This is a genomic window from Campylobacter sp. CNRCH_2015_0338h, assembly GCF_025772785.1.
Taxonomy (GTDB): Bacteria; Campylobacterota; Campylobacteria; order Campylobacterales; family Campylobacteraceae; genus Campylobacter_D.
Genome location: NZ_JAKMST010000006.1, coordinates 1 through 17620 on the forward strand (window position 1 = coordinate 1; position 17620 = coordinate 17620).

Below are 17620 nucleotides of genomic sequence, written 5' to 3' on the forward strand. Positions count from 1 at the left end.
GAGATTGCAAGCTTGAAATAGCTTGCAAATTTTATTAAACATTAAATCTAAAATGCATTACATCGCCATCTTGTACGATATAATCTTTTCCTTCAAGGCGTAGTTTTCCTGCTTCTTTAGCGCCACTTTCTCCTTTGCAAGCGATATAATCTTCATAAGAAATCACTTCAGCTTTGATAAAACCTTTTTCAAAATCATTATGGATTACACTTGCTGCTTTTGGTGCTTTCCAGCCTCTTTGTATAGTCCATGATCTAACTTCTATTTGACCTGCTGTAAAATAGCTAATTAGATTAAGCTTTGAAAATGCTGTGCGTATAACTACTTCAAGTCCACTACGTTCAATCCCTAAAGATTTTAAAAACTCAAAATGCTCCTCATCGCTTAAAGCTATCATTTCCTCTTCTATTTTAGAGCAAAGTTTGATAACCTCATGACCTGATTTTGCTGCAAATTCTTTAAGATTTTTTACAAATTCATTATCTTCTAAAAGGGAATTCTCATCTACATTTGCCCCATATATCACTTCCTTAGCTGAAAGCAATCTTAGTTCTTTTATAAGAGCATGATAGACTTCATTTTTATTTGGAAATGAGCTTGCACTATTGTTTTGATTTAAATGTTCTAAAAGCTCATTAGCTAAAGCCAAACTTTCTTTTGCACCTTTTTCATTAGCTTTTGCACCTTTGGTGAGTTTTTCTATTTTTTTACTAAGTTGTTCTATATCTGCTAGTATAAGTTCTGTTTCTATGATTTGCACATCACGCACAGGATCAACACTGCCCGCAACATGGGTGATATTTTCATCATCAAAACAACGCACAATATGTAAAATCATCTCTGTTTCACGTATGTTAGATAAAAATTTATTACCCAAACCCTCGCCTTTGCTAGCGCCAGCTACTAAACCTGCTATATCAACAAATTCTATATTTGAGCGTATAATTTTTTGTGGATTGACAATCTTTGCTAGCTCTTTTAAGCGATGATCAGGCACAGGAACGACTGCTTTGTTTGGTTCTATGGTGCAAAATGGATAATTTGCACTTTCTGCATTTTGTGCTCTTGTTAGTGCATTAAAAGTGGTAGATTTTCCAACATTTGGAAGTCCTACTATACCAACTGATAAACTCATTTTTATTTCCTTGAAAGATAAAGTAAATATGAAAGGCACATTCTAACACCTGCTCCACTTGCACCAAAGCTATGATAACCCCAAGCTTTTTCTAAGTAAGCTGGCCCTGCGATGTCTAAATGTAGCCATTTGTCTTTATATTCTTCTCTAATGAAAGAATTTAAAAATAACCCTGCAGTAATAGCCCCACCATAACGACTTGAAGAGGTATTGCTAACATCTGCTATATTTGATTTTATAAGTTCTTTTAAATGTGGATTAAAATGTAAAATAGTAGCTAAATCTCCACTTTTTTTACTTACTTTGAAAAAATCATTTTGTAAATCTTCATTATTTCCCATGATAGCACTTGTGTATTCTCCAAGTCCCACTACGCAAGCTCCAGTTAGAGTGGCAAGATCTATTAATAAATCAGGTTTTAGATCTTGAGCAAGTGAAAGACAATCTGCTAAAACTAATCTTCCTTCTGCGTCGGTATTTCTAACCTCTATACTCACACCTTCTCTTGAGATGAGTACATCATCAGGCTTGTAAGCATTTCCGCCTATCATGTTTTCAGTTGCACCGATGATAGAATGCACTTCTATATTAAGGTTTAATTCACTTGCACCTTTGATGATGGCCATTGCCGCTGCACCACCGCTTTTATCTGATTTCATCGTTAGCATATAATCAGCAGGTTTTAAACTAAGTCCACCACTATCATAAGTTAGTCCTTTGCCTACAAACACTACTTTCATTTTTGGATTTTGTGGTTTGTATGAAAGATGAATGAGTTTTGGAGGATGGATTGATGCACGATTTACCGCTAAAAATGCTTGCATTTTTTCTTGCTCTAAGAAATCACTCTCATAGATTTTACATGAAATCTTGCAATCATTTTGACTTAAGCTAAGAGCATCCTCAGCCATTTTTGCAGGAGTATAAATTTGAGGAATTTCATTTACGATATTTTTTGCAAAATCACAAGCATTTGAAAAAACCTGACCATAGTTTATACCTATGCAAGCTTCTTCTAGGTTGTATGCTTTGTCATTAATTTCATCTTTTGAGATGAAAATATTCTCTAACTTACTCTGTGTTTTTTCTTTTTTATATTTATCAAACTCATAAGCACCAAAAGTAAATCCTTGAATCATAGCATTAAAGCTATTTACTACGCATTTTCCTACAACACTCTTTGTTTTAACACTTTGAATTTCAAGTTTTTTTAAAGCTTTATAAGCATTTGCAAAAGCAAGTCTTATATCTTCATATTCTAAACTTTTAAGTTCACTATAAAGAATTTTATTTTGCATATCTATGCAAATTCCTTCGCCTTTATAATTTGAAAGTTTAAAGAGTTCTTGACTTTGAGTGTATTTTTCTATCTTTTTATCTTGTATTAAAATGATTTCAAAGTCAGCATTTATAGAATTTATAGTTTCTTCTTTAAAATTAAAAATCATTTATGCTCCCTTTTTCTAAGTATTGATTTTTCTATTTGTTTCATACCTAAAAATAAAGCAAGTAAAAAACAAGCAATAATAGGCACTGCAAAATACCAGTGATCTCCAGCCCATTCCACTGCAAGCCAAATTTGTTTTCCAAAAAACCATGCAAGTAAAATGGTTATAGCAGCCCAAGCCCAAGCACTAATGAGATTAATAAATGCAAATTTTTTCGCACTATAGCGTGTTAGTCCTATGCTCATAGGTATAATAGTTCTAAAGCCATACATATATCTTTGTATGAATATAATAGGCCAACCAAAACGCTGCAAGAGTAAATGTGCTATGGCAAATTTACGCCTTTGGGTGCGAAGTTTTTTCTGAATATATTTTTTATTATATCTTCCTATATAAAAATATATTTGATCACCTACAAAACCACCCAAACCTGCTACAAAGATGATAAGTCCTAAATTTACATGACCTTCATGTGCAAAAATACCTGCTAAAATAAGCGCAAGTTCTCCCTCAAGTATGCACCATAAAAACACGATGATATAAGCCCAGTTTTTATAATCATACAAAAGTTGTTTTAAAAATTCTTCCATTTTATACCTCTAAAACACTATAAACAGAAGTTAATTTAGCTAATTCTTTAGCCCCATCAAGATCTTTTAATTCTAGTAAAAAACAAGCTTCAATGCATTTTGCATTGAGTCTTTCTATGAGTTTAACAGCAGCGATAGCTGTACCACCTGTGGCGATGAGATCATCTATGAGCAAAACGTTTGCTTTTTGATTATTAAATGCATCGACATGAATTTCTATGGTATCACTACCATATTCTAAGCTATAAGATTCTTGTAAGCATTTTGAAGGTAATTTGCCTGGTTTTCTAATAGGCACAAAAGGTAGTTTTAATCTAGCACTGAGTGCAGCTCCAAAAATAAAACCTCTACTTTCTATACCAACGATATAATCAAGCTTTGCGTTTTGATATTTTTCAACTAAATGATCCATTAAAAATGCAAACGCTTCTTTGTTGTTTAATAAAGTAGTGATATCTCTAAAGATAATTCCTTCTTTTGGAAAATCCTTAATAGCCCTAATACTATCTAATAAGTATTTTTGATCTTGTTCTTTCATCATAATAATGCCTCGATTTTTGCTTCTAATTCTTTGATTCTTTGTCTTAATTTTTCATTTTCGATACGATATTGTGAATTTCTTGTTCTAAGAGAGGTTAGGTCTGCTTTACTTTTGTTTAATTCCTCAGTTAAAATGTCAATATTACCCAAACTTCTTTGAAGCTGTACTTGTAATTTTCTAATGACTATTTCAGTATCATCAAGATTATTTTTTATGAATTCTTTTGCTACTTTTTCTTTATGAAGTAAGGTTTTATAATAAAGCAACATAATAGTCATATAAATACTAACACAAATTAATACAGTTAATACAAGCCAACTTAAAATCATAATTTTGCCTCTATTTTACTAATTCGCACGCAATGTCTTCCACCGCTAAAAGAAGTATTAATGAAATTTGAGATGATTTCAAAAGCCATATCTACTCCGGTTAGTCTAGCTCCTAAGGCTAAAACATTTGCATCGTTATGTTCTCTTGAGAGTCTAGCGCTTAAAGGTTCGTTACACAAAGCACAGCGTATATTTGTATGGCGATTTGCTGCTATACTCATACCAATACCTGATCCACACACTAAAATTCCAAAACTATTTTCATTAATTTTAGAGCTTAATAAATGTGCATAATCAGGATAATCACAACGATCATTACTAAAAGGACCTAAGTCTTCAAAGCTTATATTTTTTTCTTGTAAAAAATTGATAATTTCTTGCTTTAAAATAAAGCCAGCATGATCACTTGCTATGTAAATTTTTTCTCTTAACATTTAATAATCACTTATCATTTGAAATTTAAAGTATTAATTCTATCATATTTAATTAAAATTTTTCTTTCTTGTATATAATTATTTTTTAATATTTTCAAATATTTAATTTGATATAATAATACTAAACTTAAGGTAAAAAATGAAGCTTATTTTGATTGGTTCTTCAACGGGCGGTCCAAGCCAACTAAAGTTTTTACTTAATGATATAGAACTTAAAGATTGTGCGGTAGTGATTGCCCAACATATGAACCCAGCTTTTATTCCTTCTTTTGTAAATCAATTCAACAAAGAAGCAAAAAGTGATGTGATCATACCAAATGACAAAGAAGTTTTAAAAAATAAAATTTATATTTGTCAAAGAAATATGGTTTTAAGTGGAAATAATGCTTTGGTGTTAAATACTACAGAGCAAACAAGTAGTTTTAATCCAGGAATTGATGTTTTATTTCATTCAGCTGTAAATCTTTGCAAATATCATAAAATTTTAGCTTTGATTATGACAGGAATGGGTGATGATGGTGCTAAATCTTTATTTGAGCTTTATAAAGTTGGTGTGAGGTGTTTATGTGAAAATGAGGCAGATTCTATAGTATATGGAATGCCAAAAAAAGCTAGAGATACTAATCCAAATTTAAAACCTATGAGTTTAATAGAACTCAAAAAAGAAATAATAAATTTTATCAAATCATAGGATGGAAAGATGATAAAAATTACAGAAAATGAAATGAATGATTTTATAAAAATAGTAGAGCAAATAAGTGGAAATAATCTTAATACTAAAAAAGATATTTTATCTATAAAGCTACCTAAATTTTTACAAGAATTAGGTTTAAGCAGTCTTAGTGAATTAAATGAAAAAGTGCAGTTTCAAAGAAATTTAAAGCAAGAAACTATGGATTTTATTACAGTTTGTGAGACATATTTTTTTAGAGAATTAGAACAATTAAAAGATGTAATTTTTTATATAAAATCTCTTGATCGACCTGTAAATGTGCTTTGTGCTCCATGTTCAAGTGGTGAGGAAGTGTATTCTTTAGCTATTTTAGCAAGTGAGAATTTTGTTAAAGGTATGAATATAGTTGGTATAGATATTAATAAAAAAATGATAGATAAATGCAATGAAATGTTATATTCAGAGCGCTCAGTAGCTAGATTAAACACTATGCAAAAAACGCGTTATTTTGATGTAAAAGATAGAATGTATCAGCTTAAAAAAGAGACTTTAGCTTGTAGATGTCGTTTTGAGCTTTGTAATGTTTTTGATGATTCTTTATTTAAACTTGGGAAATTTGATGTGATTTTTTCAAGAAATATGATGATTTATTTTGATCAAGATTTCAAAATAAGATTAATGGAGCGTTTCCATAGGATATTAAACAGAGAAGGTAGAATATACCCAGGAAAATCAGATCTTGTACCTGAAACAGCGTATTTTGAAAAAAACTTTTCAGCGGGTGGGGTTTATTATTCTAAGGTGGATTAATTATATTTTTTATTAAACCACCACCAATAAATCGCCGCAAAGATAAAACATACTCCTAAACCAAAAGTAAAATGGCTTAATTTTACTCCATAAAATTCAAATAAATATCCTGTTGAAAAAGCAATAATTGCACTAAAAGTTAAATACACCATATCATTATAGGCAATCACTCTACCATAATATCTTTTATCACAATCATTTTGCAAAAGTGTGTAAGTATAGCTCCATAAAGATGAAGTACAAAAACCTGCCATTACTAAGCCTACAAAGGCAAGATAAAAGTTAAATTGCAAGCAAGCCCAAAGCATTATACCTATACCTTGCGCTAAGTATAAATATACTAAAGTGTTTTTATTAATATAAGGACTAAGTACATAAGGTCCTATGAGTAAAGATATGGCTCTTATAGCATTAGAAAGCCCTATGGCTAGAGGTATGGAAATAACTTTTGCGTATTCATATTCGGCTAAAAGAGTGATTAAAACATCATAAGCGGTTATCCCTACAACTCCATGAAGTAAAATCAAATGAATGATTTTTTTATTGTTAAATACATAAACTAAACCTTCTTTGATTAATATAAAAAGATTGTTTTGTGTGGTGTTTTTTTCATCAGGTAAGATTAAAGTTTTAAGTATAAGCATAGCGCAAAACAGCATTAAAGTATCAGCTATGAAAGCTGGTTTTACTCCAAAAAGATCTATAAAAAGTCCTGCTGCGCCCATACCCAAAGCATATGATACAGCCCATATAATACTATGAAGCTCATTGCCTAGTTTTAATTCTTGTGGGGTTAAAATTTTAGGTAAAACTGACATTTCTGTTTGAAAATACATGCTTGCAACCGCCATACGCACAAAGGTTAAAAAGTATAAAAACCAAAGCATAGCTAAAGAATTTACAAAAATTAGCATAAAAATAGAAATCATCTCAATGCTAATCATTGTCAGTAATAAATTCTTAGGTTTAAATCTATCTACTATAACTCCATTTATAGGTGCAAGTATAATAGAAGGTAAAAAAACAAAAATAGCTGAAAAACCTATGATATTTGCAGGTGCTTGTAGCTCTTTGGTTAAGAGGGTAAAAACACCTACTTGGGAAAACCATGCACCAAAATAACTTATAAATTGTACCATTGCTAAAAGGCGAAAAGTTTTATTATTTTTAAGTAAAGACCTATAAGTCATGAGTATCCTATGAATATATGAAATTAAAGGGCTTGATTATATCGTTTTTAAGATTATTTTACATTTAAATGCTATAATAATTCTTTTTTATAAAAAAGGTTAATAATGAATAGATTAAGTAAAAATGAAGCATTAAATTTACTCCAAAATGCACCTTTATACGAATTAGGCGCAATGGCATATGAGAAAAAATTAGAGCTTCACCCTGAAAAAATAACTACTTTTGTGGTGGATAGAAATATAAATTATACAAATATTTGCTGTATTGATTGTGATTTTTGTGCTTTTTGTAGAAAAGAAAAAGATGATGATTCTTATATTTTAAAATACGAAGAAATAGGGCAAAAAATAGAAGAATTACAAGCCATAGGTGGAACGCAAATTTTATTTCAAGGTGGGGTGCATCCAAAACTTAAAATAGAATGGTATGAAGACTTGCTTTCTTATATAAAAACTAATTATCCAACCATCACTGTGCATGGTTTTTCAGCAGTAGAGATAGCTTATATAGCAAGAGTTTCTAAAATTTCTATCGAAGAGGTTTTAAAAAGATTACAAACTAAAGGACTTTTTTCTATACCTGGAGCAGGTGCTGAAGTATTAAGCGATAGGGTAAGAGATATCATCGCACCACACAAATGTGACACAGCTACTTGGCTTAGGGTGCATGAGAGTGCGCATAATATAGGTATGAAAAGTACTGCTACAATGATGTTTGGTACGGTTGAAAATGATGAAGAAATCATTGAACATTTTGATCATTTAAGAAATTTACAAGATAAAACAAATGGTTTTAGAGCTTTTATTTTATGGTCATTTCAAAGCGAAAATACTCCTTTGATTAAAAAACATCCTGAAATCATCAAGCAAAGCTCTAATAGGTATTTAAGATTGCTAGCTTTGGCAAGATTATATTTGGATAATTTTAAAAATTTGCAAAGTTCATGGGTAACGCAAGGCTCTTTGATAGGCCAACTTGCTTTAAAATTTGGTGCAAATGACTTAGGTTCAACTATGATGGAGGAAAATGTTGTAGCTGCAGCTGGTGCAAAATATAGAATGAATCAAGAGCAAATGATAGAACTTATCAAAGATATAGGAGAATTACCTGCTAAACGCGATACAGCTTATAATATTTTAGAAAGGTTTTAATGTTAAATTTAGACTTTAATAATACTAAAATAGACATAATATATGAGTATGAAAACGAGCTTCCTGTAGTATTTTTCAAACTCATTTTTAAAAATAGTGGAAAAATAGCAGAAAAACACAATAGGGGTTGTGCAAGTATGCTTGCTAGGCTTTTAAATGAAGGAAGTAATGATGAGTTTTTTAAAAGCTTAGAATACCGTGCTATAGAGCTTTATGCTAAGGCTAGTTTTGAGCATTTTCAAATTAGTATTAAATGCTTGAAAGAACATTTTGATTTTGCTTTAGAAAAATTACAAGAGTTGTTTTTAAATGTGCGTTTTGATGAAAAAATCTTACAAAGATTAAAAACTTTAGCCTTAGGTGAGCTTGCAAGTTTAAATACTGATTATGATTATCAAGCAAAAAGACTTTTAAATAAGAATGTTTTCAAAGATGAAATTTTTGCTAGTGGTCTTGATGGGACTAAAGAAAGCATAGAAAAGATTAGCTTAAAAGAATTGCAAGATTTTATGAGTGAAAATTTAGTACTTGATAATGCTTTATTTGTTTTTGGTGGAGATATTAAAGAAGATGAAGCAAAGATTAAAGCAGAAAAAATTTGCCAAATTTTAAAAAGAAATACCTCAAATCAAAACAAAAGTTACAAACTCATTGATGAGAGTATAGAAGCAAGTGAGCAAAAAAGTACTGAGCAAGCTTATATATACTTTTGTTCTCCATTTAATATGCAAATTAATGATGAGAAAATGTATTTAGCTAAACTTGCTTTATTTATATTGGGTCAAGGTGGTTTTGGTTCGCGTTTAATGGAAGAAGTGCGTGTGAAAAGAGGCTTGGCGTATTCAGCATATGCTATGCTTGATGTAAATTTAAATTATAGTAGAGTTTTTGGGTATTTGCAAACTAAAAATGAAAGTTCTAATGAGGCTAAAACTTTAGTTAAAGAAGTTTTTGAAAACTTTGTCCAAAATGGAGTGAATGAAAAAGAATTTCAACTAGCTAAGCAATTTTTAGTAGGTTCTATGCCTTTAAGATATGAAAGCTTAGCTAAAAGACTAGATATAATGCTAAATGAATATTTGCATGGTTTAAAACTTGAAAATTTGAAAGAAGAAATGCAAAAGATCAAAAACACTACCTTAGATGAGTTAAATGACTTTATCAAAACACATAGTGAAATTACAAAAGTGAGTTTTGCAAGTATAGAAAATGAAAGTTGAAGAAAAGGATTTAAAACTACTTCATACTTTAGGGGTTAAAAATTGTATCGATTTGGCTTTGATTTTGCCTAAAAAATTTGATGATTTTAGAATTTCAAAGTTTCCAAAAGATACATTTTGCACCCAAAATGTAAAAATTATCAGCACGCAAAATCATCACTCCCAGCTTTTTATACTTTGTGAATGTTTAGAATGGGGTATAAAAGCAAATATAGTAATTTTTCATCCTAATAAATGGCATTTTAAAATTTTTAAACACAATGCTTTGATTTGTATTTATGCAAAGATGAATTTTTTTAATGGAATTTGGCAGTTTATAAACCCAAAAATAGTAAAAAATATAGGTCAAATAGTCCCTAAATACCAAATTAGCTCTATTAAAGATGAAAGCATAAAAAAACTTATCTTAAAATATGTCAATGAAGCTAATTTAAAAGCGCTAAATTTAGAACAAAAATACATTAATTTGCTTTTAAATTTGCACAATTATGATGATTTAACTCTTTATGAAAATTTTAACGCCATAGTTAAAGACTTAAAATATATAGAAATTTTTAATCATTTAAGGCGTTTAAAGGGTAAAAAAATATCACAAAATGCTTATAAAATAGATCTTTTTGATATAAGCTCTTGGCTTAAGGGTTTAGAATTTAATCCTACAAATGATCAACTTTTAGCAATAGAAGATATTAAAAAAGACTTACAAAATAAAGTTGCTAAAAGGCGTGTGGTGATGGGTGATGTGGGTTGTGGTAAGACTTTGGTTATACTTGCTGCAAGCTTGCTAGTGTATCCTAAAAAGGCTATTTTAATGGCTCCAACTAGTATATTAGCAGAGCAAATTTATCATGAAGCAAAAAGACTTTTGCCTGATTTTGTTAATGTATTGCTTTTAAAAGGTGGTAAAAAAGATAAAGATTTAGCAAAATTAAAAGAACAAGCTCATTTTATCATAGGCACACATGCGCTCATTCATCAAGAAGAATTTGAAGCAGTTTTAGTGATGATAGATGAGCAACACCGTTTTGGCTCCAATCAAAGACAAAAAATAAGCGAGCTTAGCAAAAACTCTCAATATGCTCCACATATCGTGCAATTTTCTGCTACACCTATACCAAGAACACTTTCTATGATACAAAGTGAGCTTGTAAATTTTAGTTTTATTAAACAAATGCCTTTTAAAAAAGACATTAAGACTTTTTGTATACAAGATAAAGATTTTAAATATTTGCTTAAAAAAATCGATGATGAACTTGCTAAAAATCATCAAGTAATCATCATTTATCCTTTGGTAAATGAAAGTGAAAATATAGATTATTTGTCATTAGAACAAGCACAAGGATACTGGATAAACAAATACAAAAATGTTTATGTAACCCATGGAAAAGATAAAAATAAAGATCAAATTTTACAAGAATTTAGAGAAAAAGGTACGATTTTGCTTTCTACTACCGTGGTTGAAGTGGGGATTTCTTTGCCAAGACTTAGTGTGATTGTGGTTGTTGGGGCTGAAAGACTTGGGCTTGCTACCTTACATCAGCTTAGAGGTAGGGTAGGTAGAGTGGGGCTTGAGAGCTTTTGTTATTTATACACTAAGCAAAAAGAAATTCCAAGCCGTTTGCTTGAATTTGCTAAAACTTTAGATGGATTTAAAATAGCTGAGCTTGATTTAAAAAATAGGTTAAGTGGGGATTTACTAGATGGTAGAGTGCAACATGGCAATCATTTTAAATTCTTTGATTTTGCAGATGATGAAGAATTAGTTTTAAAAGCAAAAGAAAGTATCAAAAATATGGAAAAAGAAAATGGATAAACACTTTGAAATTTTAATTTCTAAAGGCAAGAAAAAACATTTTAACAAAGGGAATATTTTATTTTTTCAAGGTGAAAAAGCAAATAAAATTTACATTTTACTAAGTGGAAAAGTGCGTATATATAAGGTGAATGCAAAAGGTTTTGAACTAACACTGCATACTTTAACTCCGGTAAATTTTATAGCTGAAATGCCTGTGTTTGAGGGTATTAATTACCCAGCTAATGCTATTTGTGAGCAAGATTGTGAAATTTGTGTTTTTGATTTTGATGAATTTAAAAAATTATGCTTAGAAAATGGAGAATTTAGCTTTTTACTTTTGACTTCTTTAATCGGTAAAATTCGAATTTTAGAAAATTTCATCAGACAAAAATCTTTGGATTTAAAATCAAGACTAGTCAGCTTTTTACTAGAAAATGAAGAAAAATTACAAAATTTAAAGCAAAAAGAAATTGCTGTGATTTTAAATTTACCTCCAGAATCTTTGTCGCGTTTTTTAAAAGAATTAAAACAAAATGAGCTTATTTGCACAAATAAAGGTAAAATAGCAATTTTAAATAAAGAAAAAATGAAAAATTTAATTAAGTCTTTTTAAGTCTTATTTGTTACAATATTGTATTTAAAGTATGGAAGGTTTTATGGATTTTGATTTTTTAATCAAGTTTAGCCCTATGTTTATACAAGCTTCTTGGCTTACTTTAAAACTTGCTATTTATGGAGTATTTTTTTCATTTTTAGTAGGTTTATTTTGTGTGGGAGTAAGTTATTTTAAATTTTCTTTTTTAAATACAATCTGTAAAATTTATATAGAATTTTCAAGAAACACACCTTTATTAATCCAACTTTTCTTTTTATATTATGCCTTGCCTGAGTTTGGGATACACCTTAGTTCTTTTGCTTGTGCTGTGATAGGACTTAGTTTTTTAGGTGGTTCTTATATGGCTGAGAGCTTAAGAGCGGGTATGGAAGCAGTAAAAAAACAACAATACGAATCAGGGCTTTCTTTGGGTTTGAGTAAATGGCAAAATTTTCGCTATATTATCATGCCTCAAGCTTTGGGTATAGCTATGCCAAGTATTAGTGCAAATATCATTTTTTTACTCAAAGAAACTTCAGTAGTAAGTATTATTGCTTTAGCGGATTTAGTATATGTGGCTAAAGATCTTATAGGGCTTTATTATAAAAGTAATGAAGCATTATTTGCTTTGGTGCTTTGTTATTTGATTTTGATTTTACCTTTATCTTTAGTGTTAAACCGTATAGAAAAAAGGTTAAATTATGTTTGAAATTTTAAATCAAGATACCTTTTTTAGACTAGCACAAGGTTTAAAGGTTACTTTAGAGCTTTCATTGATTAGTGTTTTGATTTCACTCATAGGAGGAGTATTTTTTGGAATTTTAATGCATTCTAAAAATAAAATCCTTTATGCTTTTTGTCGTTTTATGCTTGAATTTGTACGTATTATGCCTTTGATTGTTTGGCTTTTTATAGTGCATTTTGGCTTAGCGAAATGGTTTGGATGGCATTTGAGTGCTTTGGGTTCAAGTATTATTGTTTTTAGTATTTGGGGTGTGTTTGAGATGATGGATTTGGTTAGATCATCTTTAGCAAGCATACCAAAACACCAGTATGAATCAGGACTTTCACTAGGTTTTAATAAATTTGAAGTTTATCTTTTTATCATTATACCTTTATCTTTAAGAAGATTATTACCAATGAGTATTAATCTTTTTACAAGAATTATTAAAAGCACTTCAGTGATTTATCTAATCGGTGGCATAGAGCTTATTAAAGTAGGCCAACAAGTGATTGAGTTAAATTTATTTCAAAATTCTTACGCGGCTTTTGTGATTTATGGTTTGATTTTATTGATTTATTTTATACTTTGCTATCCTTTGTCGGTATATTCAAAGTTTTTAGAGAAAAAATGGAGCTAATATGAGCATTTTAAAAATACAAAATTTACAAAAATACTATGATAATCATCATGTTTTAAAAGATATAAATTTAGAAGTAAATCAAAAAGAAGTAGTGGTTATACTAGGTCCAAGTGGTTGTGGGAAATCTACACTTTTAAGATGTATTAATGGTTTAGAGGAAATGGCTGATGGGGCTATTTTTGTAGATGATGAAAAAATTGATAAAAATTATAAAAAATGGACTCAAATTCGCCAAAAAATAGGTATGGTGTTTCAATCTTATGAGCTTTTTGATCATTTAAATGTGGAGCAAAATATACTCTTAGGGCCTTTAAAGGTGCAAAAAAGAAAAAAAGAAGAGGTTTTAGAAGAAGCAAAATACTGGCTTGATAGAGTAGGGCTTTTGCATAAATTAAAAGCCTATCCTAAAGAATTAAGCGGTGGACAAAAACAACGCATAGCTATAGTTAGAAGCCTTTGTATGAATCCTGAAATCATGCTTTTTGATGAAGTTACAGCAGCGCTTGATCCTGAAATCGTGCGTGAAGTTTTAGATGTGATTTTAAATTTAGCAAAAGATGGTATGACTATGCTTATAGTTACACATGAAATGGGTTTTGCAAGAGCAGTTGCTGATAAAATAGTTTTTATGGATGATGGAAAAATAGTAGAAATTTCAAAGCCTGATGAATTTTTTGAAAATCCAAAAACTGATCGTGCGAAAAAATTTCTCAATTTGTTTGATTTTCATCGTTAATTTTATTTTAGAAAAGATTTGTTAAAAAAATTAATATAAGGTTTATAAATTTAAATTTCAATCATAAGGAAAAAATATGAAAAAGATTTTTCTTTTATCGTTTTTAATGGCACTTTTTTTTAGCGCCTGCTCAAATTCAAGTTCCAATGAAAACTCTTTAGAAAAAATTAAACAACAAGGTGTAATCCGTATAGGTGTTTTTGGTGATAAACCTCCATTTGGTTATCTAGATGCACAAGGGAAAAATCAAGGCTATGATGTATATTTTGCTAAACGTATAGCAAAAGAACTTTTAGGCGATGAGTCTAAAGTACAATTTGTTTTAGTTGAAGCAGCAAATAGGGTGGAGTTTTTAGAGTCAAATAAAGTAGATTTAATCTTAGCTAATTTTACTAAAACTCCAGAAAGAGAAGCTGTGGTGGATTTTGCATTGCCTTATATGAAAGTTGCTCTTGGGGTGGTAGCTCCTAAAGGATCAGATATTAAAACTATAGATGATTTAAAAAACAAAACTTTGATTTTAAATAAAGGCACAACAGCTGATGCGTATTTTACAAAAAATAATCCAGAAATTAAAAGTATTAAATTTGATCAAAACACAGAAACTTTTGCAGCTTTAATCGGTAAAAGAGGCGATGTGCTAAGCCATGATAATGCATTGCTTTTTGCATGGGCTAAAGAAAATCCAAATTTTGAAGTGGTGATTAAAGAACTTGGAAATCATGATGTCATAGCTCCTGCTGTAAAAAAAGGCGATGAAGTCATGTTGAAATTTATCAATGATTTGATTGTAAAATTACAAAATGAGCAGTTTTTTCATAAAGCTTATGATGAAACCTTAAAGCCATTTTTTAGCGATGATATAAAAGCTGATGATGTAGTAATCGAAGGTGGCAAAATTTAATAATGCAAAAAGCCTTTAGAAATACCATCTATGCTTCTTTAGGTGGTATTTTAGAATTTTATGATTTTGTTTTATTTATCTTCTTTGCAAGTGTTTTTGCAAAAATTTTCTTTCCTCAAAATGATGATTTTTGGCCATTAATCTATACCTATGTAGCCTTTGGAGCAGGATATTTAGCTAGACCTTTTGGTGCTGTTGTTTTAGCACATTTTGCAGATATTAAAGGGCGTAAGAATGTTTTTTATATTAGCATGCTTTTAATGGTCGTGCCAAGTTTTGTTTTGGCCTTTTTACCTACTTATGAAAGCATAGGACTTTTAGCTACTTTTATGCTTTTTATCATACGGATAGCTCAAGGACTAGCCATAGGAGCTGAAGTGAGTGGTGCTTGGATTTTTGTGAGCGAATTTGTAAGTAAAAAAAGACTTGGTTTGGCACTTGGTTTTATTTCAGCGACTTTAACTTTAGGTTTATTACTTGGAAATTTAGCGACTTTAAGTATATATGCATATTTTGATAAAGAAGAAGTAGAAAGCTTTGCTTGGAGAATTCCTTTTTTTATAGGGGGATTTTTTGGCATATTAGCTTTATTTTTGCGTACAAAGCTTAATGAAACGCCAGCTTTTAAAAACATAAAAGAAAAAGAAAAAATTTTAAATTTTCCACTTTTACAAGCTTTAAAAACACATAAAAAAAGTATGTTAATATGCGCTTTACTTACTGTGGTTTTAACAAGCGGGGTAGCTACTTTAATGATACTGCCACAATATTTTGAAAGCTTATTAGGAGTTAGTAAAACTACTGCTTTGTTATATCAAAATTTGGCCATAGTGATGATCATACTAGGAAGTTTAGCACAAGGGTATTTAGCGGATTTTTTAGGACATTTTAGGATTTGCTTGATTTTTACTGTGGTTTTTGGAGCTTTTGGCATAAGTTTTAGCTTTTATAATGAGTGGTTTTTATCATTTTATTTGCTTGCTTGTTTTGCGCAAGGCATTATAGCTTTTGCTCCTATTTTTATGACTCAAATTTTTACTACAGAGTTAAGATCAAGTGGTCTTTCTTTTGCTTATAATGTTTCTTATGCGATTTTAGGTTTTTTAACACCCTTTGTTGTTAATTTTATGTATGAGAAGTATTTTTATATTTATATTATTTTTATAGTGATTGCTAGTTTGTTAAGCATGTTTTTGATAAAAGTATTTTTAAAGCAAAAACCAGTATTAAAAACTTTAAATTATAAACTATAACTTTGCTATAATTATATTTTATATTTTAGAGGTGTAAATGAATAAAATTTTATTACTAGCTGATGGGATTTTTGCTAAAGATTTTTTAAGGAAAATTCATAGCAATAAAACTTTTAAAGAGTTTTTAAGTGTTGTTTATTATAATGATGAAAGTGTGGATTTGGATTTAGAAAATGAACAAATATCTTTTTATAAATTTGATCCTACAAGTTTGGTTAAACTAGAAAATTTATTAAAGGAAGAATTCCATCAAGCTATCATCTATATGCAAGAAGAAGCAGATATGTTAGCTTGTTATAAAAATTTAAGAAAATTACACCCAAGATTAAACATAGTTATCATGGATTTGTGGAATAGTCAAATTGATGATAATTTTTGCGAAGTGATTAATATTTATGATACTTTAAGCACGAGATTAACAGGTTGTTTAGATAATATGCCTTCTATGGCACAATTTATAGGGCTTGGACAAGGTGAGATAATGGAGGTAAAAATTCCTGCAGGATCAAGCTTTGCTTATAGACATATAAGCTCTATTAGCCAAAAACGCTTTAAAATTGTAATGGTTTATAGAAATAATGAATTTATCCTAGCAAGACCTGGGCTTATTTTAATGCCAAATGATAGTATTTTAATCGTAGGCGATCCTAAAGTTTTACAAAGTGTTTTTACTAATGTTAAAACAAGCTTAGGACGCTTTCCATCGCCTTTTGGTGATAATATACTTTGTATTATAGATATGAAAAAAATGAGTGAGTTTGCTATAGAAAAGCTTATTTTTGCAAGTTTACTTTTACATGTAAGGATTAATAGTAAAAAGCTTTATTTTAAAGTGATTAATCCTACTTTAACTCCTATGTATTATAAACTTAAAGCCTTGCATAAAAATAGCTCTGAAGTGATATTTGACTATGAAAGTACAAATGTAAAAAACATTAAACCTTTTGTGGAAAATACTAGCATAGGTTTACTTGTAGTGGAAGATTATCTTTTTGAAAAAGAAAAAAGTTTTCTTTTTACTTTAAAAATTCCTGTTTTAAAAGCAGGTAAAGGGGATTTTGCTGACTTAAAATCATCAGTGGTTTTAAGCTCAAACTTTGAAGATGTGGAAGGTATTGCTTCTATTATGCTTGATTTAAATAAGCAAATCCAACTAGGGCTTGCTTTGTATTATTATGATTTAAAACTAAATAAAGCTGAAATTTTTGAATACCATCAATATTTTGAAAGCCTTTCAAAACTCCATGATGAAAAATTACTTTTAATAGAAGAAAAAGAACATAACCCTATCAATAAATTTTCTTATAAACAAAATGTATTGCATTTTGTGCCATTTAATGAAAAAATTTTAGGAAGTAATTTCAATAAAATTTTAAAAACAGATTTAAATACGATATATTATAAGATGAGTAAAAATTATCAATTATTTATACCATCGCTGTGAGAAAACA

19 protein-coding genes are annotated in these 17620 nt (G+C 29.6%); 12 read left to right on the forward strand and 7 right to left on the reverse strand.

Going from position 1 to position 17620, the window contains the following annotated elements:
- Positions 1–34: 34 nt before the first annotated feature.
- Genes ychF through rpiB form a run of 6 tightly spaced genes read right to left on the reverse strand, consistent with a single transcriptional unit; the run spans position 35 to position 4477 of the window.
- Complete coding sequence (ychF, locus tag L8X30_RS05155; protein WP_263679342.1) at positions 35–1135, reverse strand: redox-regulated ATPase YchF; 1101 nt, start codon at positions 1133–1135, stop codon at positions 35–37.
- Positions 1136–1137: 2 nt separating this feature from the next.
- Complete coding sequence (locus tag L8X30_RS05160; RefSeq protein WP_263679344.1) at positions 1138–2583, reverse strand: leucyl aminopeptidase; 1446 nt, start codon at positions 2581–2583, stop codon at positions 1138–1140.
- A complete protein-coding gene (locus L8X30_RS05165) occupies positions 2580–3173 on the reverse strand; it encodes a DedA family protein (protein ID WP_039668313.1) in 594 nt (197 codons plus the stop codon). The genes L8X30_RS05160 and L8X30_RS05165 overlap by 4 nt, the downstream gene beginning before the upstream one ends.
- 1 nt (position 3174) lies before the next feature.
- Complete coding sequence (gene apt / locus L8X30_RS05170; RefSeq protein ID WP_263679456.1) at positions 3175–3711, reverse strand: adenine phosphoribosyltransferase; 537 nt, start codon at positions 3709–3711, stop codon at positions 3175–3177.
- Complete coding sequence (locus L8X30_RS05175; protein WP_039618138.1) at positions 3711–4043, reverse strand: hypothetical protein; 333 nt, start codon at positions 4041–4043, stop codon at positions 3711–3713. Before L8X30_RS05175 ends, apt begins: the two co-directional genes overlap by 1 nt.
- Entirely contained in the window at positions 4040–4477 is a 438-nt protein-coding gene (rpiB, locus tag L8X30_RS05180) for a ribose 5-phosphate isomerase B (RefSeq protein WP_263679345.1), read from the reverse strand. The genes L8X30_RS05175 and rpiB overlap by 4 nt, the downstream gene beginning before the upstream one ends.
- Positions 4478–4616: 139 nt before the next feature.
- Here rpiB and L8X30_RS05185 point away from each other — a divergent pair, with 139 nt between their 5' ends.
- Positions 4617–5168 (forward strand): CheB methylesterase domain-containing protein, encoded by a 552-nt coding sequence (locus L8X30_RS05185; RefSeq protein ID WP_263679346.1) that lies wholly within the window; start codon positions 4617–4619, stop codon positions 5166–5168.
- A 9-nt stretch (positions 5169–5177) separates the two neighbouring features.
- A complete protein-coding gene (locus L8X30_RS05190) occupies positions 5178–5960 on the forward strand; it encodes a CheR family methyltransferase (protein ID WP_263664281.1) in 783 nt (260 codons plus the stop codon).
- Here the strand turns inward: L8X30_RS05190 and L8X30_RS05195 are convergent.
- Positions 5957–7150 (reverse strand): MFS transporter, encoded by a 1194-nt coding sequence (locus tag L8X30_RS05195; protein ID WP_263679347.1) that lies wholly within the window; start codon positions 7148–7150, stop codon positions 5957–5959. The genes L8X30_RS05190 and L8X30_RS05195 overlap by 4 nt on opposite strands.
- Before the next feature lie 105 nt (positions 7151–7255).
- On the opposite strand from L8X30_RS05195, the gene L8X30_RS05200 reads away from it, so the two are divergent.
- The 10 genes from L8X30_RS05200 to L8X30_RS05245 all read left to right on the forward strand — a co-directional run bounded on the left by L8X30_RS05200 (position 7256) and on the right by L8X30_RS05245 (position 17613).
- The gene (locus tag L8X30_RS05200) at positions 7256–8302 is read left to right on the forward strand and encodes a dehypoxanthine futalosine cyclase (RefSeq protein ID WP_263679349.1); all 1047 of its coding nucleotides are present in this window, start codon (positions 7256–7258) and stop codon (positions 8300–8302) included.
- Entirely contained in the window at positions 8302–9522 is a 1221-nt protein-coding gene (locus tag L8X30_RS05205; protein WP_263679352.1) for a M16 family metallopeptidase, read from the forward strand. Before L8X30_RS05200 ends, L8X30_RS05205 begins: the two co-directional genes overlap by 1 nt.
- Positions 9512–11335 (forward strand): ATP-dependent DNA helicase RecG, encoded by a 1824-nt coding sequence (recG, locus tag L8X30_RS05210; protein WP_263679353.1) that lies wholly within the window; start codon positions 9512–9514, stop codon positions 11333–11335. The genes L8X30_RS05205 and recG overlap by 11 nt, the downstream gene beginning before the upstream one ends.
- Positions 11328–11930 carry a Crp/Fnr family transcriptional regulator gene (locus L8X30_RS05215; protein WP_263679355.1) on the forward strand — a complete coding sequence of 201 codons (603 nt, stop codon included), beginning with the start codon at positions 11328–11330 and terminating at the stop codon, positions 11928–11930. Before recG ends, L8X30_RS05215 begins: the two co-directional genes overlap by 8 nt.
- A gap of 43 nt (positions 11931–11973) precedes the next feature.
- A complete protein-coding gene (locus tag L8X30_RS05220; RefSeq protein ID WP_039618152.1) occupies positions 11974–12621 on the forward strand; it encodes an amino acid ABC transporter permease in 648 nt (215 codons plus the stop codon).
- Positions 12614–13273 (forward strand): amino acid ABC transporter permease, encoded by a 660-nt coding sequence (locus L8X30_RS05225; RefSeq protein ID WP_039618154.1) that lies wholly within the window; start codon positions 12614–12616, stop codon positions 13271–13273. The genes L8X30_RS05220 and L8X30_RS05225 overlap by 8 nt, the downstream gene beginning before the upstream one ends.
- A gap of 1 nt (position 13274) precedes the next feature.
- On the forward strand, positions 13275–14012 hold the full coding sequence (locus L8X30_RS05230) for an amino acid ABC transporter ATP-binding protein (protein WP_263679358.1): 738 nt from the start codon (positions 13275–13277) through the stop codon (positions 14010–14012).
- Positions 14013–14088: 76 nt separating this feature from the next.
- Positions 14089–14916, forward strand: a complete 828-nt coding sequence (locus tag L8X30_RS05235) for a cysteine ABC transporter substrate-binding protein (RefSeq protein WP_263679360.1) — start codon at positions 14089–14091, stop codon at positions 14914–14916.
- Between the two features lie 2 nt (positions 14917–14918).
- On the forward strand, positions 14919–16169 hold the full coding sequence (locus L8X30_RS05240; RefSeq protein WP_263679362.1) for an MFS transporter: 1251 nt from the start codon (positions 14919–14921) through the stop codon (positions 16167–16169).
- 37 nt (positions 16170–16206) lie between these two features.
- Positions 16207–17613 carry a COG3400 family protein gene (locus L8X30_RS05245; protein WP_263679364.1) on the forward strand — a complete coding sequence of 469 codons (1407 nt, stop codon included), beginning with the start codon at positions 16207–16209 and terminating at the stop codon, positions 17611–17613.
- Positions 17614–17620 lie beyond the last annotated feature (7 nt).